Below are 26,998 nucleotides of genomic sequence, written 5' to 3' on the forward strand. Positions count from 1 at the left end.
CCGGAGTGAAGCCGGAGCAGAAGGCGCAAATTGTACAGGAGCTGAAAGCCAAAGGCAAAACTGTGGCGATGGTCGGCGATGGCATCAACGATGCTCCGGCCCTGGCGGCGGCGGATCTGGGCGTCGCAATGGGCGGCGGCGCCGATATTGCCATCGAAAGCGCCGATGTGGCATTGATCAGCGCCGATTTGCACGGGCTCTTGCGCATGATTCAGGTCTCGCGCAAGACGATGAGTAATATTCGTCAGAATCTGTTTTGGGCGCTGGCTTACAACAGTCTGGGCATACCGATTGCTGCGGCCGGCTTGCTGGCGCCCTGGCTGGCCGGCGCGGCCATGGCCCTCAGCTCTGTTTCGGTGACGCTCAACGCGCTGCGTCTGCAACGACTGCGATTGCGCTAGAAGCCGGCAAAGCCAATCACCGCAGCAATACGACCTGAAGCGGCGAAGCGAAAATAGTTTGTACCTGAAAACATCGCATCGCCGGCAGCATTCAACGCTTGCCAGCGACACAGTGCGCTGCCCTGCATGAATGTTGCCGGACCGCTGCGCTCCAATCTATTTTTGCCAAGGTGCGCGCGCGCCGCATTAATATGCTCCACAAGCGCCGCACAGCTCGAGGTGGCGGCGTAGGCGTCGTGGTACTGCAGCTGCGCTTCGGCGGCCTCCTCCAGCAGACGTCGACGCTCTTCCGCCTCCGTTGCACTCCAGGCGGCAAAATACTGGTCAATGCGTCGCTCAAAATCGCTGTGTGCAAAGGCCGAGGATTCACGGGCAAACACCGCCAGCTGGTAGGACCAACCCTGGCCATGTGCATCGCGCAGATCAGCGTCGTCAAAGAAGTGGCGCAGCCGCAGGAGCGTCCCTTCGCTGTCTTCGCTGAGTGATATTTCAACAATCGAAGTTCCGGCTGCAGGCCTGGTCCCGGGCGCCTCGTAACCGTAGCTGAAGCGGATGCGCTGCGGCGGCGCGATCTCCAGGACATTGCCGCTGGCAATGACGCCATTGGGATAGACAATGCGCAGCCGACCGCCAGGCCGCGCGTCGATGCTGGAGCCTGCGCCCCACCAGCGGGCAAATAGTTCCGAGTTCTCAAAGAATTCGAAAACGGTCTGACGCGCAGCAGCGATGCGCTGCGTCCGCTCCAGAACAAAGTCGCCCTCGCTCATCGCCTGCTCCTCGCGCTGCGGCCTTTGCGCGGTCCGCGTGGCTTTCTCTGCCGCAATTGAGCCAGCAGCGCCAGGCGCTGCAGGGCGCCGGCCCACATCGAATCCAATTCGTTGCGCAGAAGTGCGCTGCTGCCGCGAGTCCTCTTGTAGAAACGACGGCGGCCCTCGCTACGGCGACGTACCAGGCCAGCCTCGTAAAGCTTGCGTAAGTGCTGGGAAACGGCGCCCTTGCTTACCTCCGACATCGCGGCGTGGATGGCGCCGGCGGAAAGCTCCCCGCCCTGCAACAGCGCCAGGATGGCGCAACGTCGCGGTTCGGCAAGGGCTGCCAGCGCCGAGCGCTCTTTTAGTTTAGTCATTACTAAACAATAGAGTCGCGCCCATGGCGGGAGGCAAGAAAAAAAGACGCCGCGGCTCGGGCTCAGTCCGGCTCGCTCAGCTGGCTCAAGAGTTCGCGAAAACGCGCTTCGTCGCGACCCAGCGGGCGAAAAAAGGCGTCATCGGCGGCATTGACCAGCGGCACCGCCCGACGCAAGAGTCGCAGTCCGCTGGCCGTGATCTGCGGCATGCGCGCCCTGGCGTCGCTGGCGTCCAGCGGACGCCTGGCCAGACCGAGCGCTTCCAGCTGGCGCAGCACCTTGGAGGCAACCATGGCGTCGACGCGAGCGCGCCGGGCCAGGTCGCGCTGCGTAACCTTGAGCTGATTCTCCTGCGAAAAGCGCAGCACCGCCAGCAGCACAAACTGAACGTGGGTCAGTCCGATATTTTGCAGCGCGCGCCGAATCGACGCCTGCCAGGAATTGCTTACCTGCCAGAGCAAGAAGCCGGCGCTGTCCTCAGGTTGTGCATGAGCAAAGACGCTGCGTTTTGCGGCCATGGTCCGGCTTGCAATCTAGCGGCGACGAGCGCCAGCAAATGCCGCCATTCGTTCGGTCTGCTGCGGCAATTCACGCCACAGTTTTTCGGCCAGGATGCGCCGCCACAGGAAGCCCAGCGGTCCCTCTACGCGAATAACGCTCTTGATCTGCGATCCGCCAACGCCTGGCGAGATCTCGTGACGGAAGTACATGCGCGCCAGCGGCAGCAAGGTCACGTCTTCGTAGAACTCCGGCGAGCGTAATCCGGTAATCTTCAGCGACACTTTCGGTCCGCCTTTTGGCTTGAGCGCAAAGGACTCGCCGGTTGCCAGACGGGCCGGCGCCTTGACCCACTCAATATCGTCATGCCACTCCGGCCAACGCGCGATATCGCTCAGCGCCTCGAAGATTGCCGCCGGCGATGCCGCCGCGCTTGCTTGATGAGATCGTTCCCACATGGTCCAAAATCCTCCGTCGCCAGTTAGTAATCATGGTTACTATTCGGCAAGCAAATTACTAAACTTGGTTACTACTTTTAGCGCCCGCCCGGCGCCGTGCAAGAGGACCTGCGCTTGACGGGCGCCGGGGAGGACCTGGTCTTTGCCATGCGCCGACAGATCTGGTTATGCCCGCAGGCTGGTTCGCTGGACCGCCTGAAGCTGCAGGAAGACGAACTGGCCCCGCCTGGACCTGGCGAGGCGCAAATCGAGCTGCGCTCGGCCGGTCTCAACTTCGCCGATATCTTTGCCCTGCAAGGTCTCTACTCGGCTACGCCGCAGGGTCCTTTCACGCCTGGCCTGGAGTTCAGCGGAGTGGTACGGGCCGTGGGACGCGGCGCCGGTCCTTTGAAGAAGGGCGCGGCAGTGATGGGCGTAACGCGCTTTGGCGGGTATGCTACGCATCTCAATATCGATGTGCGCTATCTGCGTCTGCTACCGCGCGGTTGGAGCTTTGCCCAGGGCGCGGCGCTGCTTGCTCAAGGCTTTACCGCGGCTTATGCCCTGCTGGACCTCGGCAATTGCCAGAAAGGTCAGGTCGTGCTGGTGCATTCCGCCGCCGGCGGCGTGGGCCTGATTGCTCTGGATCTCGCAGCGCGACTGGGCGCGCGCTGTATCGCCACCATTGGCAGCGCCTCCAAAGTCGAATTGTTGCAGAAGCGCGCCGGACTTGCGTCGCATCAAATCATCATTCGTGATGCGAAGAACTTTGGGAGGCAACTCGATGGCGCATTGCAATCAATGAACGCCGCCGGCCTTGATCTGGCCCTGGATTCGCTGGGTGGCGAGTACTTCCGGCCGCTCTATGACCGACTGAATGCCGGCGGTCGTCATACGCTCTTTGGCTGGGCGACAATGATGGGCCGCGGCGCGCGTCCCAACTACGCCGCTGTGGCCTGGCGCTATCTGCGCCGCCCGCGCCTGGATCCGATCGAGATGATCAGCGCCAACAAGAGCCTGCTGGCCTTCAATCTGATCTGGATGTGGGAACGCATTGACCAATTTCAGAACCTCTATAGCAAGCTGATGGCGCTCAAACCGCAGGCGCCCTATGTCGGACGCAGTTTTCCCTTTGCGGCCGCGCCACAAGCGCTGCGCTACTTTCAAAGCGGCCAGAGTTCGGGAAAGATCACGCTGGAAATGCCTGGCTGATTTCGCTGCAACGCCAGCGCTGGCCAAAGCATTTTGTTGCCGAAGACAGTCGGCTTCGCCTGGCTGTACCGTGGCTCGACGCACTGCCAGGCCGCCGATTTCGTCGGAGCACTTTCTGGAACGACCGCTGGCTGGACTGCGCGGCGTCGGCGAGGCGCGCGCGACGATTCTGGCGCAGAATGGCCTGCGCAACTGTCAGGATCTGCTCTACTATTTTCCGCGACGCTACGTTGATCGCAGCGTAACCGAGACCACTCTGCTGCAGGCCGGCGCCGCGTTGACTTTGATCGTTCGCGTGCAGTCCAGTTTTCTGGCCCATGGACGACGCTCCCGCCTGATTGTCCATTGCCGCACAGCGGCCGGCGAGGGTCTCAGCCTGGTGTTCTTTCGCGGCGTGCAATACTTTCACCGCGCTATTCACGCCGAAACAACGCTGATTGTCTCTGGAAAGCTGGAGTACTACAACGGGATGCAGATGGTGCATCCTGATTTTGAGGAGATCGACAGCGAAGAGGAACGCGATCTGGCGCATGTCGGCCGAATCATTCCGCTCTATCCCTCCACCGAGGGCCTGCGCAAACACAAGCTGGACAGTCGCGGCTTGCGTCGCCTGATGATGCAACTGCTGGAAGACCCGCGCTTCGACGCCCCGCCGCTGGTCCCGCCGGCCTTGCTCGCAGAACGCGCGTTGATCGATCGCGGCGCAGCCTTGCGTCAAATTCACTATCCAGCTTCCGCCGAACAGCTGGAGGAAGCGCGGCGCGCATTGAAATACGAGGAACTTTATCTTTTTCATCTGATGATGTATCACAAGCTTCAGGCGCGCAACCGCATTCCGCGCCAGGTAAAGCCCTTGCCCTATGGTCAGTCGAATTCCTTTGCCGAGCTGCTCAAAACGCTGCCCTACCAGCTGACCGACGAACAGAACAAAGCAATCCGCCATATCGTTGAAGCCTGCCAGGGACCGCAGGCTGGCGCCTTTCTTTTACAGGGCGACGTGGGCGCCGGCAAGACGGTCACAGCGCTGGCCATCGCCCTGCACTACCTGGATGCGGGCTTGCAGTGCGCCTTCATGGCGCCCACCGAGACGCTGGCGCGGCAACATCTCAACAGCCTGGCGGACATGCTTGGACTTGGACGCGCTGCCGATCTGGAATTGCTGCTCGGCGCCGACCGCAAGAAGGACCGCGAACTGAAGCTGGAGCGCGTGGCCAGCGGCATAGCAAGACTGGTGATTGGCACGCACAGCCTGATCGAAGAAAGCGTGCAGTTTCAGAGTCTTGGTCTGGTGGTGATTGACGAACAGCATCGTTTTGGCGTCCACCAGCGCGAAACAATTCGCAATCGAGGCCTCAATCCGGATGCCATCGCCATGACCGCCACGCCCATTCCGCGCACGCTGTGCCTGACCGAATTCGCCGATCTGGAACTGGTCGCGTTGCGCCAGAAGCCAGCCGGTCGCAAACCGGTGCAAACCATGCTGCTTGGCGAGGACAAACGCGCCGGCCTGTACAAATCAATCCGTCGCCGCGTGGAACAGGGTCGTCAGTGTTACATAGTTTTTCCGGTGATTGCCGAGAGCGAGAAGTCCGACCTGCGCGCCGCTACCGTTGGCTTTGAAGAGCTTTCCAAGAGCATTTTTCCGGATCTGAAAGTCGAGCTGCTGCACGGCCGCATGAAATCCGCCGATCGCGAACGGGTCATGCAGGAGTTTCGCGCCGGTCGCGTGCAGATTCTGGCAACTACCAGTGTGATCGAGGTCGGCGTTGATGTCGCCAACGCGACCGTCATGGTCATCGAGCATGCCGAGCGTTTTGGCATTTCTCAGCTGCATCAGTTGCGCGGCCGCGTGGGTCGCGGCAGCGAAGAGAGCTTTTGCATTCTTGTATCGCAGGCGGACTCCCCGGAGTCCCTCGAACGCATGCAGGCGTTGGTGGATTCAAACGATGGCTTTGCTCTGGCAGAAATTGATATGCGTCTGCGCGGACCCGGCGAGCTGCTGGGACTGAAGCAGCATGGTCTGCCCGGCTTTCGACTGGCAGACCTGAGCGCCGATCGCGATCTGGCGGAGGCTGCCTTTGCCGACGTACGTCGCTTTTCAGAGGCCAGCGCTTCCGCCGTACAATTGATCCGCGAACGCTTTGAGCAAGGAGTTGTAATCTTTCCAAATTGATTTTCTTTCTAGAAGCCAGGCAAGCGTCTACAGCGCCTTGTCTGGAAGAACTACATGGCGGATACATGAGTTTTGCTTGCACGAAAACTATGCCTTCGCCCTGAATCGGTAGAGATGCGAATTCGGACGGTGCTGTTGGTTTTCGCGCTGCTCACTGCGACGGCGCTGGCTGCAGAATCGGATGACGCCCTGCTGCAGATAGAAAATCCGCAATCCATCTACTCCCTTGATCGCAGCTGGCGCTTTCAGATGGCCGATCAAGCGCACTTTGCTCTGGCAACGCTCGACGATTCGCAATGGCCTTTGATGCGCGGCGGGGCGTTGTGGTTGCGCCAGGGCTACGACTATGACGGCGTCGCCTGGATGCGGCTGCACGTCAGGATTTCTGCGCAGCTCAGGCAGCAGGATCTGGCTCTGGCCATTCCCTACTTCTATGCCGCCAATGAGGTTTACTTCAATGGCGTTCGCATCAGCGCTCAGGGACGCATCGGTCCGCAAGGCCAGCTAGAGCGCCCGGATGTCCGCGCCCGTTTGCTCTACATTCCAGCCAGTCTGGTACAGGCCGATGGCGACAATGTGCTTGCCCTGCGAGTTCGCAGCTTTCACTTTCTGGGCGGAGCGCTCACTCAAAATTTCTTCCTGTCCGCTGCGGACGCGGGAGTGGACCACCACCAGCGCTTGAGCGCCTGGCACGCGGCGCTGGCCGTGCTTTTTGTCTTCGTCGGCCTGTCGCACATTCTGACCGGGTCCCTGCGCCGCCATGATCGCCACTACCTGCATTTCGGATTCTTCTCGCTGACCGCTGCGGCCCTGCACGCTGGCCAGCAGTCGATTGGCTACTGGCTGGTCGATAGCTTCTACTTCAACCTGATTCTGCTCAATGGCGGGATTCTGTTTTTTCCCTATTTTCTGACGCTCTTCTTTCGCCGCTTTTTCGATACGCGCATTCGCCTTTTCGAATATCTATTGATGGCGCTTTTAGTCGGAACCTGTTCGCTCTTTGTTCTCACTCTGTTTATTCCAGACCCGCTGTACGATATCTACGCCCGCTACGGGGTATCGACTGTGCTGGCCGTGGTACTGGCATCGCTGGTCTACTCCGCGTTTCTCACCGTTCGCGCTATGCGCATGCGTCTCACCGGCGCACGCATCTTGAGCGCCGGATTCCTGGTCTTTGGTCTGGCGGCGATCAACGAGATGACCTCGTACATGAATGTCACGCAGACGCCGCGCGTGCTGGACGAGGCATTTCTGGTATTCGTGGTCACCATGCAAACGGCCGTTGCTCTGCGCTTTCGTCAGGTGAACCGTCAGCTGGAAGGGGCCACCGCAGAACTGCACGCCCGCGCCGACGCCCTGGACCGCGCCAATCGCGAACTGGAGGTATCAGAACGGCGCTATCGCACGCTGATCGATAGCTCCAGCGATCCCATTTTCAGCCTGGACTCCGCCGGCCGCATCCAGAGCGTCAATCCCTGTATACGCGATCGACTGGGTTACCTGAGCCAGTCGCTCATTGGCCACGATTTCTTTGAGCTGATTTATGAATCGACCGACGCCAGTCTGGAACATCTGAGCCAGCGCGTGGTTCGCGATGAATTTGAACGCGTGCGAAGCAGGGGCGGAAGCGTTCAGTTTCGAACGATTTTCCGAACGCGCCTGCTGGAGCCGCACGAAATGGAGCTCCGCTTCGAATCCATTGAAGGCGATGCGCCGGGACCGGTCATATCCGCACGCCTCAGTTCCGTGGAGGGCGATGAGCTGGCGCGACTCTGTCTGGCGGAAGCTCAACGCTATGTATTTGGCAATTACCTGAGGCTTGCCGAAACAATCAGCAACCGATTGGCCGGCGGCGTGGCGCGCTATTGCGACGCCGACGAGGCCTTTGGAGTCAAACTGTCACTGCGCGAGATGATCGTCAATGCCATTGAACATGGCAATCTGGAGATCAGCTACAACGAGAAAACGGAGGCGCAGCAAGAGGGTCGCTACATTGAGTTCGTTCAGGAGCGACAGCGTCGAACGGAATATGCCGGCCGAACCATTACCGTCGACTATCGCATGAGCCCGCGAAGAGCGGCCTTCCGCATTACGGACCAGGGACGGGGATTCAATCATCGTCTGATGCTGCGCCGCTCGCCGGACGAGGTAAACCGCGAAGGCATCGCCCATGGTCGCGGACTTTTTCTGACGCTATCACATTTCGATGGCGTCCGCTACAATGAGAAGGGCAACAGCGTCTTGCTGATCAAGCGCTTTGGCCGTCGCCGCAGCTGAGCGGCGCCATGCGCGCCGCCTCCAACGAGCCTCAAACTTCAAAGGATTTGAACGCAAACCAGCGACAGGTCATCCTCAAAACCGCGAGAACCGGACCAGCGCTCCAGCGCATTTTCAATGAAGCTTAAACTATCCCGCAGCGGCAGGGCCCCGGCATAGCCAAAGAGTTCGTAGAGTCGCTCTTCGCCAAAGGGTTCTCCTTCTGGACTGCGCGCTTCGCTGAAGCCATCGGTATAAAGGTAGTATCGTTCTCCGCTTTGTATGGTCGCCTCAATCGTCTGGCATTCAATGCGCGGCCGCCAGCCGAGCGCCGCGCCGCTGCCGCCAACAGGCAGGGCGGCCGAGGCGGCCGGCGCCAGCACGGCCAGCGGCGTATGACCGGCGCGTGCAAAACGCAATTGATGACGGCCGAAGTCAAAGAAGCAGTAGGAAGCGGTAATGAAGCCATTGTCGCACTTTCCGTACATGCTGCGATTCAAACGTGACAGCAAGCGGGCCGGCTCTTCGGCGTATTCTAATTCGGCACTAAAGGAGACCTTGAGCATCGCCGCAATCATCGCGGCCGAGGCCCCGTGACCGGAAATATCCGCCGAGAGTACGCCAAGACGCAGGTCATCCAGCTGGTGGAAGTCGTAGAAATCGCCGCCCACGGCATGCATCGGCCGATAAAAAATTCCAAGCTCGCCGCCGCGCACTCCAGGAGCGGAAGTCGGCAAAATCGAACTCTGAATTTTACGCGCCAAGCGCAGGTCTTCGGTCAGCGCCCGCAGTCGGCCGCGTTCCTCCGCCGCCTGCCGCAGAGCCAGGGCCGCGCCGAGACGCGCCAGCAGCTCTTTGTTCTGGAAAGGCTTGCTGAGATAGTCGTTGGCCCCAATGTCAAAGGCCTCCGGCGCTTCATCGCCGCCGCGCGCTGTAACGATCAGCACCGGCAGCTCAACCTGGGAGCGAAGCTCGCGTAGGCGGCGCAGTACGTCGTAGCCTGAAAGACCGGGCATCATTACGTCGAGGATGGCGGCATCCGGCGGCGTCGCACCGAGCAGCTGTTCGAGGGCCGATTGGCCATCGGACACAGCGCGCAAACGATAGCCCGCTGCGCTAAGTATGTTAGAAAGAATCTGGAGGTTGACCGGCTCATCATCGGCAATCAGGATCTCCGGGCCGCCGCTGCCAGCAGCAGCCATCAAACGAGTCGCCGAGGCCGCACTCGAAGCGGAAATGCCCGCTGCCGGAGGCGCGTCGCCTTCCGCAGCAAGCGGCTGGATGGCCTGTAAGCGAAATTCAAATCGAGCGCCGCCGGCCGGACTGCTGTGCAACGAAATCTGAGAGTGGTGCAATTCAAGCAGCTGTCGCACAATCGCCAGGCCCAGACCGGCGCCTTGCCGCTGGCGCGCCCCGCCCGAAGTCTGATAGAAGGGTTCGAAGATGCGCGCCGCCTCTCCCGGCTCGATGCCCGGACCGCTGTCCTCAACTGCGACAAGAACCTGTTCGTCCTGTCGTTGCGCTGTCAGCCGTACGCCGCCGGTCGTCGTGAACTTGATCGAGTTGCCAATCAGGTTGTTCAGCACCTGCTGCAGTCGATCCTCGTCGGCCAGAACGTGCGGCAGGTTTGCTTCCAGTCGCGTTTCCAGGTATAGCCCGGAATCGCGCGCCAGCGGACCCAAAAGATCGACCGTCGACTGAAGCGCCGAGGCGAGGTTCACCGAACGGAGTTCAAGCTCCAGACGACCGTCGCGCAAGCGCGACATGTCCAGGATGTCATTGATCAAACTGCCAAGCCGTCGGGCGCTGGAAGAAATCAATCGCAGATTGTCCTGCACTCTAGGCGTCAGCGGACCGGCCGCGCCTTCGATCAGAGAATCAGCAATGCCGGTGATGCCATGCAAGGGCGTGCGCAGCTCGTGCGATGTATTGGCCAGAAACTCATCCTTCAATCGATCCAGAGCCAGCAAGGCCGTATTCTTCTGGTCCAGCTCCTGGTTGAGATGATCCATTTCCCGCTGCACGCGGTGCAGCCGCAGTACCTGCAGCAAAGTCAGGTAGCCAATGAGCGCAAAGAAGCCGTACTGAAACAGCGGATTGATACTGAACCATTTGAAAAGCGCGTTGACGATATCCCAGAGCGCCGTCGCCAGAAAGACGGCCATGGCAATGGCGATACGCGCGGCATCGACGCGACGCTGCAACGTGGCCCGAAGCAGGTAGTATGGAACGTAGAGCGCAACCCACGGCAGCTGAAAGACCAGAAAGATCTGCACAACCATCGCCAGTGCATTGTGCGGAACAAGCAAGGCCGCAACAGCCAGCGGCGCCATGGCAAGGTAGTAGGCCAGGATCGAACGCTGCGAAGATTCGCTGCCGTACATGTAGCAGCTGAGGAAGCTCATCAACAGCGGGCCAGTCAGGCTCAGGCTTACAATTTCAATGCGCGTCAACCAGCCGGCTTCCGGCGTCAGCTGATAGGCGAAGTAGGATCTGGAGGCCAGATAGATAAAGATCGATATGCCGCTGAGGCCAAAGAACAACAGATATCGTTCACGGCGTCGGCCCAGAAAGAGCGCGATGTGGTAGATACCGAAAGCGAAGTAAACGAAGGCCCCGCCCAGCCAGATGTCTTCCGAGCGCAGAAATTGAACGGCCGCTGGTTCAGCCAGCACATAGCCGCTGCCATAAAAAAATCCAGGAGTGCCGCCGCTGGCCCACGACACTCGCGGCGCCTCTGCGGCAAATTCGAAACGCAGAATGTTTTCGCCAATCCGAAAGGCATCGCGCGGCGGCGACACCACAGCGCCCATCTGCGTGCGGTGCCGTTCAATGGATTTGCCCGCGGCATCCAGATCAAACTCATCGCGCACCAGCCGGCCATTGATGTAAAAGCGCCAGTTATCGCCAATGCCCGGCAAGAAGAGCGATGGAGACTCAATACTCTGCAGCTGTTCGGCGCTCAGCATGGCGCGCGTGCAAAGCGTATAGTAGTAGATTTCGTCGCCCGGTTCTTTGTGAAAAACGGACCAGAGATTGATGGGCGGCGCCTGCACCAGCAGCCAGCGACCGTCCTCGCCAGGCCGCGGGCAGACTGACTTCTCAGCAAATAAGCCCTCGGCGGCGCTCCAGGGAAGCGTGCTGAAATTGAGCAATTCCGAACCTGTGGACCGGCCACAGGCGGAAAGGGAGACCAAAAGGGGCGCAAGCAGCGCCGCCGCGCGCCAGAACTTGCCTGCTGCCAGGATCTTGCGCATAGAACAAAGCAAATCGTAGCCGTGGCGTCGAGGGTCACGCGAAATTCGTCAACGGCTAAGCTCCTATACGACGCAGATATGCAAAAGACGGCGCCGAAAAATGGTTGCTTGCTGGGCGCGAATTCGGCCAAAAAGGGCGCTCTTATGAAGCGTAGAATCAAACCAATCTTTGTCAGCACTCTGGCGCTGCTCGCTTCGGGGGCCCTCTACGGCGAAACGGAGGGCCATGGCCATCATGGCGCAGAGTTGCCTTACTGGTCGGTTACGCCTTTCGTTCTGATCTTGCTGGCCATTGCTGTGCTGCCAATCGCCTCGCGAACCACCGCCCACTGGTGGGAATCCAATCGGAACAAGCTGATTCTGGCGCTAAGCCTGGGCGCAGTGGCCTTTGCCGTTCTCATTGCCTACGGCTACTGGCATAACATTTACCACACTCTGGTCTTCGAGTACGTTCCGTTTATCATTTTGCTGGGATCTCTCTATTACATCTCCGGCGGCATCGTACTGCGCGGCGATATTGAGGCCACTCCGGTCAACAACTTGCTCTTTTTGATCATCGGGGCGGCTCTTGCCTCGTTCATTGGAACAACTGGCGCTTCGATGCTGCTCATTCGGCCGCTGCTCAAGACCAACAGCGAACGCAAACACGTGGTGCACACGGTTGTCTTCTTCATCTTTCTTGTTTCCAATATTGGCGGGTCGCTGACGCCGCTGGGCGATCCGCCGCTCTTTCTTGGCTACTTGCGCGGAGTGCCCTTCACCTGGACCTTCAGCTTGTTTCCGGATATGCTGGCGGCGGCGGCAATTTTGCTGACCGTCTATTTCATCTGGGATGTGCTGGCCCATCGTCAGGAAACCAAGCGCGACATCAAACGCGACGAAACGCAAATCAAGCCGATCTCGCTGGCGGGCCAGGTCAATTTCATCTGGCTGCTGGGCGTAGTTCTGGCGGTCGCCTTCTTGAATCAAAATTTCATCCCGGCAATCAAGGATATTCCCGCCCTTGGATTCCTGCGCGAATTGACGCTGATCAGCATGGTGGTACTTTCACGCTTTACCACGCACAAAAAGCTGCGCGAGGAAAACAAATTCACGCTGCATCCCATTGAGGAAGTGGCCTTTCTGTTTATCGGAATCTTCATCTGCATGATCCCGGCGCTGGTATTGCTGGAAAGCCACGGCAAGGAACTGGGCATCACGGAACCGTGGCAGTTTTTCTGGGCGACGGGCGCCTTCAGCTCGGTCCTGGACAATGCGCCCACCTATCTGACCTTTCTCAGTCTGGCCCAGGGTTATACCGGCCTTGGCAGCGTGCAGGAGATCCTTGCCAATCCACAAGCTGAGGCTCTGCTGAAAGCGATTTCGGTGGGCGCAGTCTTCATGGGCGCCAACACTTACATTGGCAACGCGCCCAATTTTATGGTAAAGTCGGTGGCTGAAGAGGCCAAGGTCAAAATGCCAAGTTTTGCAGGCTATTTACTGTACTCGGGCGGCATCCTGATTCCAACCTTTCTACTGCTGACCTTTCTATTTTTCATTTGAGTTTGCAGGGCCGCCCGGCGAGGGCGGCTGATGCTGACCATAGTCCTTCTGGTTCTATCAAATATCTTCATGACCTTTGCCTGGTACGGGCACCTGCGCTACCGTGACAGTCCGCTCTGGCTGGCGGTGCTGGGAAGCTGGGGATTGGCCTTTTTCGAATACTGCCTGCAGGTTCCGGCAAACCGCTTCGGCTATGAACGCTTCAGCGCGGTACAATTGAAGACAATCCAGGAATTGATCAGCCTGTCTGTTTTTGCAGTGTTCTCGATTTTATATCTGGGCGAAGGATTACACTGGAACCATGGCGTGGCCTTCCTGTTACTGCTTGGAGCGACCTGGTTCATGTTTGTTCCAACCTGAAGTGAAGTCTTGCTTGCAAACAGTCCTTGCTGTTCAGTGCGCCAGCGCAAGTATCTGCCGCACCACCAGCTCGCGATCTTCCCAGAGCACAAAATGGGTTGCCTCGGCCGGACGTACCAGATGCAGTTGTTGAGCCGGAAGCATGCGCGCCGCAAAATCGGCGTTGGCCGGAGGAACCAGATCGTCGGCGCCGCCCTGAATGACCGTCACCGGGACCTGCAGGCGCGGCCAGAGCGGCAGCATCTTTTGCAGCTCCTCTTTGAGCGGCCAAATTTCATCGTTGCTTACCACCCAATCTCCCGGCAGCACAAGGCGCAGCGGAGGATAGCGAGCGGCAATGTTGAACCAGCGCCGTTCCTCCTGATCGGGGTCGATGGAACCAGCTACCAGCACAAGCGCCCGCACCAGCTGCGGATGATCCATTGCAAGGCGCACCGCTACCGGACCGCCAAAGGAGTGGCCAAGCACAATGCTGCGGCCAGCCGACACCCATCGTTGCAGAATTGGAGCAATGGCCGCCGCCTGGCGCTGCAACGATGGTTCAGCATGACCTGGCGTGGATTCGCCAAATCCTGGCCGATCGATTGCTATCAGATGAAAACGCTCCAGCAGGCGGCGGTCTTTCAAATAGTCCAGGTAGCCGCTCCAGCTACCCGGCGAACCATGCAAAAAAACCAGCGGCGGAAGGTCCTGACGTCCGGCGGAAACATAGTGAAGCTCCAGGCCATCGCTCAGGCTGGACAGAAACTGCGGCTCGACCTCCGGGGCCAGAGCGGCGCGGGCATCGCCTCGACTGAGGGAGAAGGAACAGCCCGCGAACAGGATGGCCGCGCCAAGCGTCAGCAGTCCGGCAAGCCGCCTGTTTTTGGCCAGATGAATCATTCCGATGAAATTAGGCATGGAGCAGGCGGCCAGCCATCGAATTTTACAATTTGATACGTCATGACAAGCTCTGCTATTGTATTTCTTCGTCCCAATGTTTGTATGCGCACTCATGCTGCCAGATCGCTGCTGGCGCTGGCAATCCTGAGCTCCAGCGCCTGCCGGGCGACCGACAGAGAAGCGAGCGGCGATGCAAGCCTGCAGGCAGCGTCAGCGCTCACGGTTTTCTACTGCGAACCCGCAGGCCATTCTTCAGAGGTGGAGCGCGTACTTCGACTTCCTCCATCAGTCTGGCAGCCAGCCGACGGTCAGCTCCGCCGTAGCAGCATACATTGTCAGATCCTCTGGCTGAAGATGCCAGTTGCGCCAGTAGAAGCAGCAGATCGTCAGCTGAGCTGGCGCGCACTGGACTACTGGCCGGACCACATCGATTTCTATCTCTTTGATGAAATGGGTCAGGCGCTCTATGCCAGTCTGCCGGCCGGCGATGCTGCGGCTCCGTCGCCTGCCGGTCGCTGGCATCCGGCGGCGGCGCTGGAATGGGAGCAGCCCGCCGGCCAGGGACGCCTGGCGCTGGTGCGCGTCGAAAATCCAGTCTGGCTGAGCTCGGCCTTTGCGCTGGAAAGCGCCAGGGAATTTCGGCGGCAAATCGGCCGCTACTGGATCCTGGCAGGGCTGCAGATCGGAATTCTGCTGATGTTAATAGTAGTCTATGGGAGTCTCTTTCTGGCGCTGCGCTACAGCATGATTCGCAGCTACTTGTTGTACCTGACGGCTTACTTCGTATACTTCAACCTTCAAAGCGGCTGGCCGGCGCTCGCTGCACCGCAGTTGCGCGATGTCCTGGCCAATCATCTTACAGCCCTGGCCATCTGTGCAACGTATGCAACAGCGCTAGGATTTGTACGACGATTTCTGGAACTCGACAAGCTCAATCCACGCGCCAGCCTGACCTTTCGCGTTGCCCAGTGGTCGATTGTGGCGCCCGCCCTGCTCACTGTATTTTACCGCCCTCTTTCCATCCAGTGGATCAACGTTCTGGCGCTGGCGATTGGACCGCTGACATTGATCTACGCCTTGTCTAACTGGCGCAAAAATGAAAATGTGCGCTGGTTTGTATTGGCCTGGTCGCCGCCGCTACTGGCGGCGATGACCGAAAACCTGCGCAGCAACGGCGTCTTGCCGGCCAGCGCCTTTGCAACCAATGCTCTCTTGCAGCCGGCCCTATTGCTTGAATTTTGTATTTTCTCGTTGGTCATCGGGTCTCGACTGCGCAACATCGTCTCCAGCCGCGCGCGCACTGCTGAACGCCTGGTAATAATGGAAAAGGAGCTGAGTCTTGCGCGACGCATCCACGGTCAGTTACTGGCGCCGTCAGTACATCAACTGCCCCAGGCGCGCGTGCAAATTCACTATCAGTCGCAGCGCGAACTGGGCGGGGACTATTATGATATCCTGCAACCGGAAGCCGGTTATCTGGGAGTCTTTGTGGCCGACGTTACCGGCCATGGTTTGCCTGCGGCGCTCGATGCCAGCAGCGTTCGCCTGGCTTTTCGAATGAACGCCCCCGGCAAGACCTCGCCGGCGCAAACCTTACTGGCCATCAATCGCGATCTGTGTCCAATGATCGACTATCGCTTTATCAGCGCCATCTATGCGATCGTACGCCTCAGCGATGGCCTGACACGAATTGCTTCGGCCGGTCATCCTCCGGCGCTACATTTTCAGCGAAAGGAAGCGCAGCTGTCGCGCATCGACGCCAGCACCACGATGATCGGTATTGAGGATGATCCGGCCTACTACGACCAGGAACTGCAACTGACGCCGGGCGATACGCTGACGCTGTACTCCGATGGAATTTTTGGCTCGCTGGAAGGAATGAGCGTCGACCAGGCGGAAGAACGGGTCCACACGCTGGTTCGACAGCTGGCCGCTGACCTGGATTTAATGCAATCGCAAGCCTTGAGCGTCGCTCTGGAGCAGCTGCACCAGCGACCGGCGGTCGACGACATTACAATTGCCGCCATACTTTACCGCGGAACGGCGGCCGGCGATGCCGGCTCTGGAGCAGCTGCATGAGCGCCTTGCCGCCGCGCTGGACGCGCGCTATCGCACTGCTGGCGGCAATCGCTGTTACGCCGCTTTCCGCTGCACCCATCGAGCTGTCCGATGACTTTGAAATGCTGGATCTGGCGACTGCCGCCGATTACGCAATAACCAACGCGGGCGAAAGCCGGCCCGAGCAGGCTCTGCACATGCCGGAGGGGGCGGCGCCGCCATCGCACTTCTGGTTCGGCCTGGACCGAAAAGAAGTCTGGCTGCGCGTCCGTTTGTTCTACAACGGCGCCGGCGAGCTTCCGCTGTCCCTGGTGCAGCCCACTGCGCGCATCGATCATGTCGATTTCTATGTTTTCGACGAGGAAGGCCGCCTGCGGGCGCAGTCCAGAGGCGGCGATAGCGCATCCGAAGATAGCGAAGAGTTGCGGCCGTTGCTTGAATTTGAGGCCCCGGCCCGGCAGCAGCTGGCCATCGTCATTCGCTTACAGAATGCCGTCGACCTGGCCGCCGCCAGCGTCCTATACCGCCGCGACAGATTCGAACAATTTGCCGCCCGCCAGATGTTGCTACAATCGGCGCTCTTTGGACCCGGACTGCTGCTGGCCTTCCTATTTGCGGCGGCCGCCTTTCATTTTCCCTCAGCGCGGATCGCACACTACGTCTTTTTCTTGTTGATTGTAAATATTTACTTTTTCTTTGGCAATGGCTTTCCCGAACTGATTGTCGGCCGTCTGCCTCCGTTTCTTGCCAACCAGGGCTACTATTGCCTCGCTGCCCTGGTATTCTGCAGCGGTCTTCGATTCGCCCGCAGCGTGATGGACCTGGCGAAGGAGTGGCCAGCAGCTGACCGCTACCTTACCTGGGTTCAATATGGGACGCTGATTCCCATCGCGCTGGCGCCTGTTTCGCGCGAACTCTGCAGGCTAGCATCCGATAGCACTGCGATCATCGCTGGACCGGCGGCGCTGGTTGTGGCTTTACCGCTGGCGCGGCGTTCCATCCATGCGCGCTATTTTGCTATTGGCTGGGCGCTACCCATTCTGGGAGGCGTCCTCGACAACTGGTTTGGCGGCAGCTTTGACCCCGGCGATCGCGAGCTGCGGTTGGAAATCGCCGTATTCCTGGGATTCTGTGTGCTGGCGCTGCAGGTTGGACGCGAACTGCGATTGCTTGCTCGCGATCAGGCGGCAACGAATGCGCGCGCCTCCAGCCTCGAACAGGACCTGTGGCAGGCCTGCGAAATTCACCAGGGCCTGCTGCCGCAGAGCAGTCAGCTGCCGAAAATCCCGCGGCTCGGCGTACATTATCAGCCCCAGAGCCAGCTTGGCGGCGACTTCTATGACGTGGCGACGCTCGACGATGGCCGCGTCGGCATACTGCTGGCCGATGTGACCGGCCACGGACTGGCGGCGGCGCTGGACGCTTCCAGCGTTCGATTGGCATTTCGCACCAGCTATCGAGACTGTGCCTCGCCCGGCGAGCTGCTGTCGCGGATGAATCGAATCCTCACTCCACACATTGAGTATCGCTTCATTAGCGCCGTCTATATACTGTTCGATCCGAAAACCGGCATCGTCTCGCTGAGCTGCGCCGGACATCCGGCGCCGCTTTTGTTGCGACCAAACGGTCGGATTACCTTTCACGGAATGGACGCGCTTGTGCTGGGGCTTAGCGCCGATACGCACTACGGAGATCTGCGTCTGCAATTGCAGTCCGGAGATATTCTGTTTCTCTATACAGACGGCCTCTATGAGGACGCAGAGTCAGTGCAGGACGAGCCGCAAACTGAACTGGCCCGCGTTGCGGCCGCCCTCGACGCAGAGGATCGAAAGGATGTCAGTCAGGCAATTGCGCGACGCTGCTTACAGCAACGCGGCGGTCGTCAAAGCGACGATATTACAGTGCTCAGCGTGCAATGGGATGGCGCGTCACCCACGGCCAACGAGTCGCAGGCCGGAAGCGCCGCCTACCCCGCCAGGCCTCAATAGCGAGCGTGCCCGGGCGTTCTTGGAAAGGGGATTACATCGCGGATATTTTCCATGCCGCTGATGAATTGAACCAGACGTTCAAGGCCCAGTCCAAATCCAGCGTGCGGCGTGGAGCCCCAGCGACGCAGCTCCAGATACCAGCGGTACTCCGCCGTGTTGAGTTGAAACTCGTGCATTCGATCGGTCAAAACATCGACTCGATCCTCGCGCTCGCTGCCGCCGATGATCTCGCCAATGCCGGGGGCCAGGACATCCATGGCGCGAACGGTCTTGCCATCGTCATTCAACTTCATATAGAAAGCCTTGATTTCTCGCGGATAGTCGACGACGATTAGCGGTTGTCTGGCATACTCTTCGGTGAGATAGCGCTCATGCTCGCTTTGCAAATCGCGACCCCACTCTACGGGGAATTCGAAGCTGCGACCTGACTTCTTCAGCGCCGCAATTGCTTCCGTATAAGTCAAACGAGCAAAGGAACTTGCGGCCAGGCTTTCCAGGCGTTGGATGGCGCCGGGATCGATCCACTTATTGAAGAACTCCATATCATCGCGGCATTGCTCCAGAGCAAAGCGGAACAGGTGACGCAAGAAATCCTCGGCGAGAGCCGCATCGTCCTCCAGCGTGGCAAATGCCATCTCTGGTTCTACCATCCAGAATTCTGCGAGGTGCCGCGAGGTGTTAGAATTCTCGGCGCGAAAGGTGGGCCCAAAGGTGTAGATATCGCCCAGAGCCAGAGCGCAGGCCTCGCCTGCCAGCTGCCCGGAGACTGTGAGATGCACTGGCAGGCCAAAGAAATCCTGGGCGTAGTCGATCTTTCCGTCACGGCGCGGCGCCTGATCCGGGTCGAAGGCCGTCACGCGAAACATCTGGCCTGCGCCCTCGCAGTCATTGCCGGTGATGATTGGCGTATGGATGTAGTGGAAATCGCGCTGCTGAAAAAAATCGTGGATGGCAAAGCTGAGGCGCGAGCGCAGCCGCAGCACCGCCGAGAGCGTGTTGGTGCGCGGACGCAGGTGCGCGATCTCGCGCAAAAACTCAAAGCTGTGACGCTTCTTCTGGATCGGGAACTCGCTGTCGGCGCCGCCCAGCACTTCGACTCTGGAAGCGCGCACCTCGCTGCTCTGGCCTTTGCCGGCGCTTGCGGCCAGCTCTCCTTCCACAGCCAGACTGGCCCCGACGCCCAGATGGCGCAGCGTCGATTCGTAGTTGGACAACTCGGCGCTGGCAATTACCTGGATGTTCTTGATTGTAGAGCCGTCGTTGATTTCCAGAAACGAAAAGTCTCTGGCATCGCGGCGCGTGCGCAGCCAGCCGGCCAGACGCACCTTTTGCCCCTGCGGCGACTCGCCCAATAGAATTCGAATCCTGGTACGCTGCATGGCTGGATTGCAGCGGCGAGCCAGGGCGGCTGTCGCTCAAAAAAAAGGATTCCCTTGCCAGCGACGGGCCGTCCCTTTCCGCTGCGGCGATGAGCGCCGAGGCCGGTGTGACGAACCTGTCCATTGAGCAATTCCTGGAGCAAGCCGATCGGATTCCGCTGCTGGATGTGCGCACTCCGGCGGAATACCAGCAAGGACACATCCCCGGCGCACACAACCTGCCCTTATTCAGCAATGCCGAACGCGCCGAAATAGGAACGCTTTACAAGCAGGCCGGTCGACTGCCGGCCATCGACCGCGGCCTGCAGCTGGTCGGCCCGCGCATGGGCGAAATCGTCGCCGCCGCGCGCGCGCTCTGTCCGGATCATCGCGCACTGCTGCACTGCTGGCGCGGCGGAATGCGCAGTGCGGCGGTCGCATGGCTGTTGCGTTTCAGCGAGATGGAGGTGCAGACGCTGGAGGGCGGCTACAAGAGCTTTCGTCGCTATGTGCTGGAGGAACTGCTGCCGCGCCCGCGCCCCTACCTGGCGATTGGCGGCGCAACTGGCGTCGGAAAGACCGAGATGCTTGGCTTGCTTGCCGCTCGCGGTCGCCCCAGTCTCGATCTCGAGGCGCTGGCCAATCATCGCGGCTCGGCCTTTGGCGCACTGGGCCAGCCGGCGCAGCCGTCACAGGAGTCCTTTGAGAATTTGCTGGCCATGCGCTTGCGCGCGCTGGATCGCCAGCGCGGCGCTGGCGCCATATTCGTGGAGGACGAGGGGCGCACCATTGGACGCGTGGCGCTGCCTGCCTCGCTACAGCAGGCGATCAGTGCGGCGCCAATGCTGCTTCTGGAATGCAATCCGGAACGACGCGTAGAGCGATTGCTTGCCGAGTACGGCGCTTTTGATCGATCGCAGCTGTCCGAGGCCATGCAGCGCATCGGCAAGCGCCTGGGGGGCCTCGCCCTGAAACAAGCGCTGCAAAGCCTGGAAGCAGGCGATCTGACGGGCGCCTGTCGCGTGGCGCTGCAGTACTACGATCGAAGCTACGACTACTCGCTGCAGCAGCGCGCCAGGCAATACTGGACGACTCTGCGTCTGTCCTCGAATTTGGCAGAGATGCTGCCGCAGGTTGAATCCTGGGCGGGAGCGGCGGTAAGCGAAGCTGCCGGCAAGGAGCAGGAACCATGAGCGCCTCAACGTCGCCGGCCATTCGACTCACCGCCTACAGCCACGGCGCCGGCTGCGGCTGTAAAATCGCTCCGGCCGTGCTCGATTCGATCCTGGCCGGGCAACGCGCCGGATCAGAGAACGCACGTCTGCTGGTGGGCAACAGCGGCCGCGACGACGCTGCAGTTTACGATCTGGGTCACGGACAGGCATTGATCAGTACTACTGACTTTTTCATGCCCATCGTTGACGATCCCTTTGATTTTGGCCGCATTGCCGCGGCCAATGCCATCAGCGATGTCTACGCCATGGGCGGTCGGCCAACGCTGGCGCTGGCCATACTGGGATGGCCCATCGACAAACTGCCGCCACAGATTGCCGGCGAGGTACTGCGCGGCGCCCGCGCCGTTTGCGATAGCGCTGGCGCCGTTCTGGCCGGCGGCCACAGCATCGACAGTCCGGAACCGATTTTTGGTTTGGCCGTCAATGGACTGGCGCCGCTGAGCCATATCAAGGGAAACGACGGCGCCAAAGCAGGCGACCTGCTTTTTCTCACCAAGCCGCTGGGCATCGGCATTTTGACCACTGCCGAAAAAAAGGGGCTGCTGCGTCCCGAGCATCAGCATACGGCGCGCGATGTGATGCTGCAACTGAACAGTTTCGGCGAGCGACTGGGCGCACTGCCCTGGGTACATGCGATGACCGACGTCACCGGCTTTGGATTGTTTGGACACCTCTGCCAACTCTGCGAGGCCAGCGGGGTTTCCGCGGCCATCTTCAGCGGGCTGCCGCGCACGCTGCCTGGCGCCCTTGAGTATCTTGCCGCCGGCGCCATTCCTGGCGGTTGCAAACGAAATCAGCAAAGCTTTGCCGAGCGCGTGGCGCCGCTGGAAAGCCCGAACCTGGAACTCTACTTTGACCCGCAAACTTCTGGCGGCCTGCTGATTGCCATCGAGCCCTCTGCGTCGGAGTCGATGCAGGCGCTGCTTCGCGAGCAAGGACTGGATGCTCACTGCGAACCCGTCGGCAGAATAGAAGCGTATCAAAACGGGCAGCCGCGCGTCCAAATGGATCCGCCCTGAGCTAATCCGGTCTCTCTTTAAGTAGATTTCCCAGTAGAAATTGCTTGAGGTCGGCCAGGCTTGCTGGACCTTCCCTGAAACTGCCATGGATAACGGCGCGCTGCTGCGCTTGCTCAACGCTCTGGACAGCTACCCGGTGCAGGTCAGCTCCGATCTGCGCCTGCGCATGATCCCGGCCAAACTATTACGTCGCCTGGGCCTCGCGCCGGAGCAGGTGCGCAACCAGAGCCCGGCGCGCGTTTTTTCGATCGAGGCTTTCCAGGACCTCTTTGTTCGACGCGCACTGTGGCGACGTCCGTTCAAGAACTATCGCGCCTTTTTGCGCGGCGCCGGCGGCGAACGCGTTCTCTGTCAGGTCAGCGGACTATCAGCGCGCGAAGAGCCGCGCTTTCGTATGCTGATCCAGGAAATTCCGCTGCCTTCCGGTTTGAAGGTAGACGTGGGCGAGTACGAAGCAAGCGTTCGCGCCAATCGAATCTTGCAGCCCTATATTTCACGTCATCTGCGCACCCGGGCGACGAGCGCGGCGCGCGCTGGACTCGACGCCATACCGGATGAACAGCGCGATTTCACCTTCCTGTTTGCCGACCTGGTATCCTACACCTCGATTGCCGAGCGCAGCAGTCCAGCGGAAGTAGTCGATCTGCTCAATCTGAGCATCGGCGCTACCACTGCAACCATCGTCCACAGCGGCGGTTTTGTCGATAAGATCATGGGCGATTCGATCTTCGCCGTCTTTTCCAACAGCCAGGACGCCCTGGTGGCGGCCATCGAAATCCAAAAACAGTTTAATATCCTTAACTTATTCCGCGTGCAGCAGGGCCAGCATGAGATCAATCTGCGCATCGGCGTGCACAGCGGCGCCTGCCTTCTGGCCACTCTGGGCAGCGATCAGTTTCGCGAACTCACTTTCATTGGCGATGCGGTCAATGTGGCGGCGCGCCTCGAGCATGCGGCCTTGCCAGGAACTGTGCTGGCCTCGCGCAGTACCATCGAACCGATTCAGGATCGCGTTGAAGTCAGCCGTGAAGAGGAGTTGAATATTCGCGGCAAGACTCTGCCGCTGCGCGCCTGTTACATCAATCGCCTGACTTTTGACGGCCCCCGCGGACGGATTACAATCGGGTTTGACGACGACCCATTTTAGCAGGACGCTTCCGCGACGCCTAAAGTTCGTCGCGGTGCTGCACTGCCGCTTTGAATCCGCTTTTTTCGGCAATGTCCTTAAAGCGCACGCCCTCCGGACTGTGGCGAGCGATGCCGTCAAAGAGCGTCGCCAGAATCTGCGTGCCCTCCTGGCCCATGTTGGCGTAGGCCTGATTGACCAACAATTTGTTCATCATCAGTTGATTGCTGGGAATGCGCGCCACCTTCTCGGCAAAAGCTTGCACATGCGCGTCCAGATCGCGCTCGCTGACCGCCTCGCTGACCAGCCCGATGCGCGCCGCCTGCTCGCCGCCAATCACGTCGCCAGTCAGCAACATGCGCTTGGCCAGTTCCGGCCCCAGGCGATAGACCCACATCGCTGTGGTGGGCACGCCCCAGACCCGCGCCGGCGGATAGCCAATTCGCGCGTGGCGGCCCATGATCACGAAATCACAGCACAGGGCAATGTCGCTGCCGCCAGCCACGGCAAAGCCGTGCACCTTGCAGACCGTTGGTTTGGCGCTGCGCCAGAGGCTCATGAAATGATTGGTGTTGCGATACATCATCTGGAAGTCGATCATCGGATCCCAGGGCATCGATTGACTGCCGGTAGTCGGTCTCGGCGTCTCAGCGTATAGCTGCAGATCATAGCCGCTGCAAAAGGAACGGCCCTCGCCGGAGAGTACGATGACGTGTACGCGGTCATCGGCATTGGCCGCGGCTACAGCCGCGGCGATCTCGCCCGGCATCTCGTCATTGATGGCATTCAGACGATCGGGACGGTTCAGACGAATGCTGGCGATGCGCTCCTGCACATCGTAGAGTAGCGTGGAGTACATGCCTGGCTATGGCTGGCGCCCGGTCCGCTGTCAAATGCTTTGCCCGCGACCGGCGCGGCGCCAGCCGCCCGCCGTCTGAGGCCGCTTTTCCACTTGCCTTAGGCCAACCGGCCGATGCGCAATGCCCGGCAAACTGACAGGATGGAGCCATGAAAAATCGAAACTGGTTTAGCGGCGCAGTCATTCCGCTCACTGTGCTTGTACTGGAGGGCGGAGCGCTGTTGCTGTGGCTCTATCTTTCGGAGTGGAACGAGCTGACCTTGCGTCAGGCGCTGCGCGGAACCGCCCGCATATCGCTGCTGCTTTTCTTGCCGGTTTTCATCGCCGGGCCCTGGCGCCGGCGGCAGGCCAACTCGCTCAATGGCTGGCTGCTAAAAGAGAGACGCTATCTGGGCCTTTCCTTTGCAGTATCGCACGGCATTCATCTTTGTACCATACTTCTGATTACCGCAAGCATCTACGACTGGGATCTGTTAAAGGCCAACACCCTTGTCACCTACATTGGCGGCGGTCTGACCTATCTTTTCATTTTGCTTCTGGCGCTGACCTCCAACAACGCCGCTTACCGCAGCCTTGGCTCGCGGAACTGGAAAATCCTGCACAGCATCGGCATATACTTGATTTTTCTAATCTTTCTAGTTTCTTACGGACCCAAGGCGATCCTCAAGGCGCCATGGAAGTCGGGCCCGGAAATCGTTCTTCTGGCTGCGCTGGCGCTGCGCCTGGCCGACGCCTGGCGGCGCCGCAAACGCGCCGACGCCTGAAGATCGACTGCTGGCAATCAGCGGCTGATTTCGACAACGATCTTGCCCTTGGCGCGGCCGGCTCGCTGCAGGTCCAGGGCCTCGTTGACCTGCGTCAGCGGGAAGGTCGAGTCGATTACCGGCCGCAACTTGCCCTGCTCAACCAGGCTGGCTATCCTGGCCAGCTGTTCGCCGTTGCCCTCCATCAGTAGATAGCGATAGCTGCCGCCGGCGCGTTTTGCCAGGGAGCGCAACGAGCCATTGGCCAGATGCAAGATGAATTGCAGCGGCCATCCCTTCCCATAGCGTCTGGCAATGTCGGGCGTGGGCATTGCCGCGCTGATGGACACAACTGTGCCGCCTGGCTTCAAGACCTGAAAACACTGCTTGAGCGTTTCGCCGCCAATCGTATCAAACACGATGTCGAATCGCTGATTGAGTTTAGAGAAGTCCTGTTCGCGATAGTTGACAACTTGATCGGCGCCCAGGCTGCACACCAGTTCCACGCCAGTCGGACCGCAGGTGGTCGTCACGCGAGCGCCAAAATGCTTTGCGATCTGAATGGCGGCGACGCCAACGCCGCCAGAGCCAGCATGGATCAATACATCCTGACCGGCCTGCAGCTGCGCCATGTCGAAGAAGGCCTGCCAGGCGGTTAGCGCTGTCAGCGGTAAACTGGCCGATTCGTTGAAACTTAAATTCTTTGGTTTGCGCGCCGCGTCGACTTCCCGGATCAGCGCCAGCTCGGCCAGAGTTCCGATACGCGATTTTCCTGGTCGGAAAAAGATTTCGTCGCCGACGCCAAAGCCGTTCACGCCAGGACCGACGGCCTCGACCACGCCGCTGCCATCATTGCCCAGCACAAAAGGCGTTTTGTAGGGCAAAAGAGCCTTGGCCCGTCCGCTCATCAGCTTCCAGTCGATTGGGTTCAGGCTGGCGGCGCGCATGCGCACCAACAGATCGCCGGGACCCGGGACCGGTTCAGGAAAATCGTCGCGCAATTGCAGGTGTTGATCGCCATAGCGGGCCAGGACCGCTGCTTTCATGGTTTGCTCCGGTGTGTGAGTTTCTGGGTTCAGCGCGCCCTGGCGCAGCCCTGAGGGGCAAGACAAATCGTAAATTCGACTCTGCGACCGGCCTTTTGCCGCCGAAAAGCTGCCTGGCTGCGCTTTTTTCCGGCTTGCCGCCCGCTTTCTGCCGTCCAATCCTAATTAGAAATGAGCGGCAACAGTCGACTTTCCATCGCCGTCCACGCCCTGCTTTTGATGGAAGGCTGCGCCGCCCGCGGAAAGACGCACGCTACCTCGGAAGAGATTGCCGCCAGTGTGAATACCAATCCGGTCGTGGTCCGCCGTCTGATGCCTTCGCTGGTAGCGGCGGGCATTCTGGCCGCCGACCGCGGCCCCCATGGCGGCTACCGCTTGCTGAAGAGCGCAGCACAGATCAGCGTCGCTGAGGTCTATCGCGCTGTCGCCGAAGGGCCGCTTTTCGGCCGGCATCCAACGCCCAATCCAAACTGTCCGGTGGGCCGTGGCGTGGACGAGGCCCTCTCTTCGCTTTACGAACAGGCCGAGACCAGGGTGCTCGAGGCCTTTGGCAAGCGGAGCATTCGCTCGCTGGCGCGCGACTTTGTGCAGGTCTGAATCCGGCCGCTGGATGGGATGGAAGCTACCGGCTGAAGCTCCTTGCCTTTCGCCGCTCCTGCATTGGCAGCGCTGCGGCGCCATTTTGATCTAGGCTGAGACCGCTCAAGCGAATTGAACGGTCTGATCGTCGATAGTTGTCAGTATTGCCACAGATATCCGGTTTCGCTCAATCCGTAGCACAAGAACTGTCCCTCCGTCAGCTTCTTCTGGTTGCCCTTTGCATTACCTCAAGCAACTCGCGGCGACCATGCAATTCCTAACCCAATACTTGTATAGTGCTTTAAGTCCGCAAGCGGGCAGTGCAGCGGTCCTATGGCTCCCGATCCGTCAGTCCATAACTCCATCCAACTCAAAAACGAATCAGTCATCTAACAGAATGTATATTGTTCAATATTCAAGGAAAACCGCTATCCAAAATCTCGAGGCAGGGACAGATATGGTTATGAAAACATCCCTTTTATTGTCTCTAGGATTTGTGGCATCCTTTACACTTTCAGGGGGCGCCTGTCAGACGACAGAAGCCTTCTACATTTCCTCGGCCAGATACGTTGAAATTGGAAGCAATGCAAACTTGCAAATGGAAGATGCTCCGCATGTTGTCGAATATTGTCACAGCGTATCGGAGACGCTCAATGCCATTCAAACTGGGGTCACTGCCAATCCAATCCAGGATCCAGAAATTCGAAGTATTCAACGACGGGGGCTCATTGATCCACTGCTGGAGAAAGCGGAACTCGCGCAGCCGGAGGCCCTTGGATTTCGCAATTTCTCAATCACCAGTCAGATCTGCATCGATCTTTTTGGCGAGGTCACACGATGAAG

The 26,998-nt window shown here is 59.7% G+C and carries 23 protein-coding genes; 14 read left to right on the plus strand and 9 right to left on the minus strand.

Annotation, left to right across the window (positions count from 1 at the left end; genetic code table 11):
* A partial coding sequence (locus K1X75_15820) for an HAD-IC family P-type ATPase (GenBank protein ID MBX7059531.1) occupies positions 1-401 on the plus strand: 401 nt, incomplete at its 5' end.
* On the opposite strand, the gene K1X75_15825 is transcribed toward K1X75_15820, so the two are convergent.
* From K1X75_15825 to K1X75_15840, 4 genes are all read right to left on the minus strand, one after another.
* The gene (locus K1X75_15825; GenBank protein ID MBX7059532.1) at positions 398-1,168 is read right to left on the minus strand and encodes an SRPBCC domain-containing protein; all 771 of its coding nucleotides are present in this window, start codon (positions 1,166-1,168) and stop codon (positions 398-400) included. The two genes, K1X75_15820 and K1X75_15825, sit on opposite strands and share 4 nt — an antisense overlap.
* Positions 1,165-1,527 (minus strand): metalloregulator ArsR/SmtB family transcription factor, encoded by a 363-nt coding sequence (locus K1X75_15830; protein MBX7059533.1) that lies wholly within the window; start codon positions 1,525-1,527, stop codon positions 1,165-1,167. The genes K1X75_15825 and K1X75_15830 overlap by 4 nt, the downstream gene beginning before the upstream one ends.
* 62 nt (positions 1,528-1,589) lie before the next feature.
* Positions 1,590-2,045, minus strand: a complete 456-nt coding sequence (locus K1X75_15835) for a MarR family transcriptional regulator (GenBank protein ID MBX7059534.1) — start codon at positions 2,043-2,045, stop codon at positions 1,590-1,592.
* A 15-nt stretch (positions 2,046-2,060) separates the two neighbouring features.
* Positions 2,061-2,483, minus strand: coding sequence for a hypothetical protein (locus K1X75_15840; protein ID MBX7059535.1), 423 nt, complete (start codon positions 2,481-2,483; stop codon positions 2,061-2,063).
* A gap of 96 nt (positions 2,484-2,579) precedes the next feature.
* Between K1X75_15840 and K1X75_15845 the strand changes: the two genes are divergently transcribed.
* From K1X75_15845 to K1X75_15855, 3 genes are all read left to right on the plus strand, one after another.
* The gene (locus K1X75_15845) at positions 2,580-3,674 is read left to right on the plus strand and encodes a zinc-binding dehydrogenase (protein ID MBX7059536.1); all 1,095 of its coding nucleotides are present in this window, start codon (positions 2,580-2,582) and stop codon (positions 3,672-3,674) included.
* Positions 3,574-5,847, plus strand: coding sequence for an ATP-dependent DNA helicase RecG (recG, locus tag K1X75_15850; GenBank protein MBX7059537.1), 2,274 nt, complete (start codon positions 3,574-3,576; stop codon positions 5,845-5,847). The genes K1X75_15845 and recG overlap by 101 nt, the downstream gene beginning before the upstream one ends.
* A gap of 114 nt (positions 5,848-5,961) precedes the next feature.
* Positions 5,962-8,124, plus strand: a complete 2,163-nt coding sequence (locus tag K1X75_15855) for an ATP-binding protein (GenBank protein MBX7059538.1) — start codon at positions 5,962-5,964, stop codon at positions 8,122-8,124.
* A 38-nt stretch (positions 8,125-8,162) separates the two neighbouring features.
* On the opposite strand, the gene K1X75_15860 is transcribed toward K1X75_15855, so the two are convergent.
* Positions 8,163-11,360, minus strand: coding sequence for a SpoIIE family protein phosphatase (locus K1X75_15860; GenBank protein MBX7059539.1), 3,198 nt, complete (start codon positions 11,358-11,360; stop codon positions 8,163-8,165).
* Between the two features lie 144 nt (positions 11,361-11,504).
* On the opposite strand from K1X75_15860, the gene K1X75_15865 reads away from it, so the two are divergent.
* Both K1X75_15865 and K1X75_15870 read left to right on the plus strand, forming a co-directional pair.
* Positions 11,505-12,902: a sodium:proton antiporter gene (locus K1X75_15865; GenBank protein MBX7059540.1), complete on the plus strand. Its 1,398-nt coding sequence runs from the start codon at positions 11,505-11,507 to the stop codon at positions 12,900-12,902.
* Positions 12,903-12,932: 30 nt separating this feature from the next.
* A complete protein-coding gene (locus tag K1X75_15870; protein ID MBX7059541.1) occupies positions 12,933-13,262 on the plus strand; it encodes a DMT family protein in 330 nt (109 codons plus the stop codon).
* Positions 13,263-13,295: 33 nt separating this feature from the next.
* Here the strand turns inward: K1X75_15870 and K1X75_15875 are convergent, their stop codons facing one another.
* Positions 13,296-14,162 (minus strand): alpha/beta hydrolase, encoded by an 867-nt coding sequence (locus K1X75_15875; GenBank protein MBX7059542.1) that lies wholly within the window; start codon positions 14,160-14,162, stop codon positions 13,296-13,298.
* Positions 14,163-14,204: 42 nt separating this feature from the next.
* On the opposite strand from K1X75_15875, the gene K1X75_15880 reads away from it, so the two are divergent.
* Together K1X75_15880 and K1X75_15885 are read left to right on the plus strand one after the other, a co-directional pair.
* Positions 14,205-16,223, plus strand: a complete 2,019-nt coding sequence (locus tag K1X75_15880; protein MBX7059543.1) for a SpoIIE family protein phosphatase — start codon at positions 14,205-14,207, stop codon at positions 16,221-16,223.
* Positions 16,220-18,190, plus strand: a complete 1,971-nt coding sequence (locus K1X75_15885; GenBank protein MBX7059544.1) for a SpoIIE family protein phosphatase — start codon at positions 16,220-16,222, stop codon at positions 18,188-18,190. Before K1X75_15880 ends, K1X75_15885 begins: the two co-directional genes overlap by 4 nt.
* On the opposite strand, the gene asnS is transcribed toward K1X75_15885, so the two are convergent.
* Entirely contained in the window at positions 18,184-19,569 is a 1,386-nt protein-coding gene (gene asnS, locus K1X75_15890; protein ID MBX7059545.1) for an asparagine--tRNA ligase, read from the minus strand. The genes K1X75_15885 and asnS overlap by 7 nt on opposite strands.
* Positions 19,570-19,658: 89 nt before the next feature.
* Between asnS and mnmH the strand changes: the two genes are divergently transcribed.
* The 3 genes from mnmH (at position 19,659) to K1X75_15905 (ending at position 22,949) form a co-directional block, all read left to right on the plus strand.
* Positions 19,659-20,741 (plus strand): tRNA 2-selenouridine(34) synthase MnmH, encoded by a 1,083-nt coding sequence (mnmH, locus tag K1X75_15895; protein MBX7059546.1) that lies wholly within the window; start codon positions 19,659-19,661, stop codon positions 20,739-20,741.
* A complete protein-coding gene (gene selD / locus K1X75_15900; GenBank protein MBX7059547.1) occupies positions 20,738-21,802 on the plus strand; it encodes a selenide, water dikinase SelD in 1,065 nt (354 codons plus the stop codon). Before mnmH ends, selD begins: the two co-directional genes overlap by 4 nt.
* An 85-nt stretch (positions 21,803-21,887) precedes the next feature.
* Positions 21,888-22,949: an adenylate/guanylate cyclase domain-containing protein gene (locus K1X75_15905; protein ID MBX7059548.1), complete on the plus strand. Its 1,062-nt coding sequence runs from the start codon at positions 21,888-21,890 to the stop codon at positions 22,947-22,949.
* Between the two features lie 19 nt (positions 22,950-22,968).
* On the opposite strand, the gene K1X75_15910 is transcribed toward K1X75_15905, so the two are convergent.
* Entirely contained in the window at positions 22,969-23,787 is an 819-nt protein-coding gene (locus K1X75_15910) for a crotonase/enoyl-CoA hydratase family protein (GenBank protein MBX7059549.1), read from the minus strand.
* Between the two features lie 149 nt (positions 23,788-23,936).
* Here K1X75_15910 and K1X75_15915 point away from each other — a divergent pair, with 149 nt between their 5' ends.
* A complete protein-coding gene (locus tag K1X75_15915) occupies positions 23,937-24,551 on the plus strand; it encodes a hypothetical protein (protein MBX7059550.1) in 615 nt (204 codons plus the stop codon).
* Positions 24,552-24,568: 17 nt separating this feature from the next.
* Here K1X75_15915 and K1X75_15920 read toward each other — a convergent pair whose 3' ends face one another.
* Positions 24,569-25,576 (minus strand): NADP-dependent oxidoreductase, encoded by a 1,008-nt coding sequence (locus K1X75_15920; GenBank protein MBX7059551.1) that lies wholly within the window; start codon positions 25,574-25,576, stop codon positions 24,569-24,571.
* A 171-nt stretch (positions 25,577-25,747) separates the two neighbouring features.
* Here K1X75_15920 and K1X75_15925 point away from each other — a divergent pair, with 171 nt between their 5' ends.
* Together K1X75_15925 and K1X75_15930 are read left to right on the plus strand one after the other, a co-directional pair.
* Positions 25,748-26,173, plus strand: coding sequence for an Rrf2 family transcriptional regulator (locus K1X75_15925; protein MBX7059552.1), 426 nt, complete (start codon positions 25,748-25,750; stop codon positions 26,171-26,173).
* 445 nt (positions 26,174-26,618) lie between these two features.
* A complete protein-coding gene (locus K1X75_15930; GenBank protein MBX7059553.1) occupies positions 26,619-26,996 on the plus strand; it encodes a hypothetical protein in 378 nt (125 codons plus the stop codon).
* The last annotated feature ends 2 nt before the right edge of the window (positions 26,997-26,998 follow it).

It is taken from the genome of Leptospirales bacterium, from assembly GCA_019694655.1.
Classification (GTDB): domain Bacteria; phylum Spirochaetota; class Leptospiria; order Leptospirales; family Leptonemataceae; genus SSF53.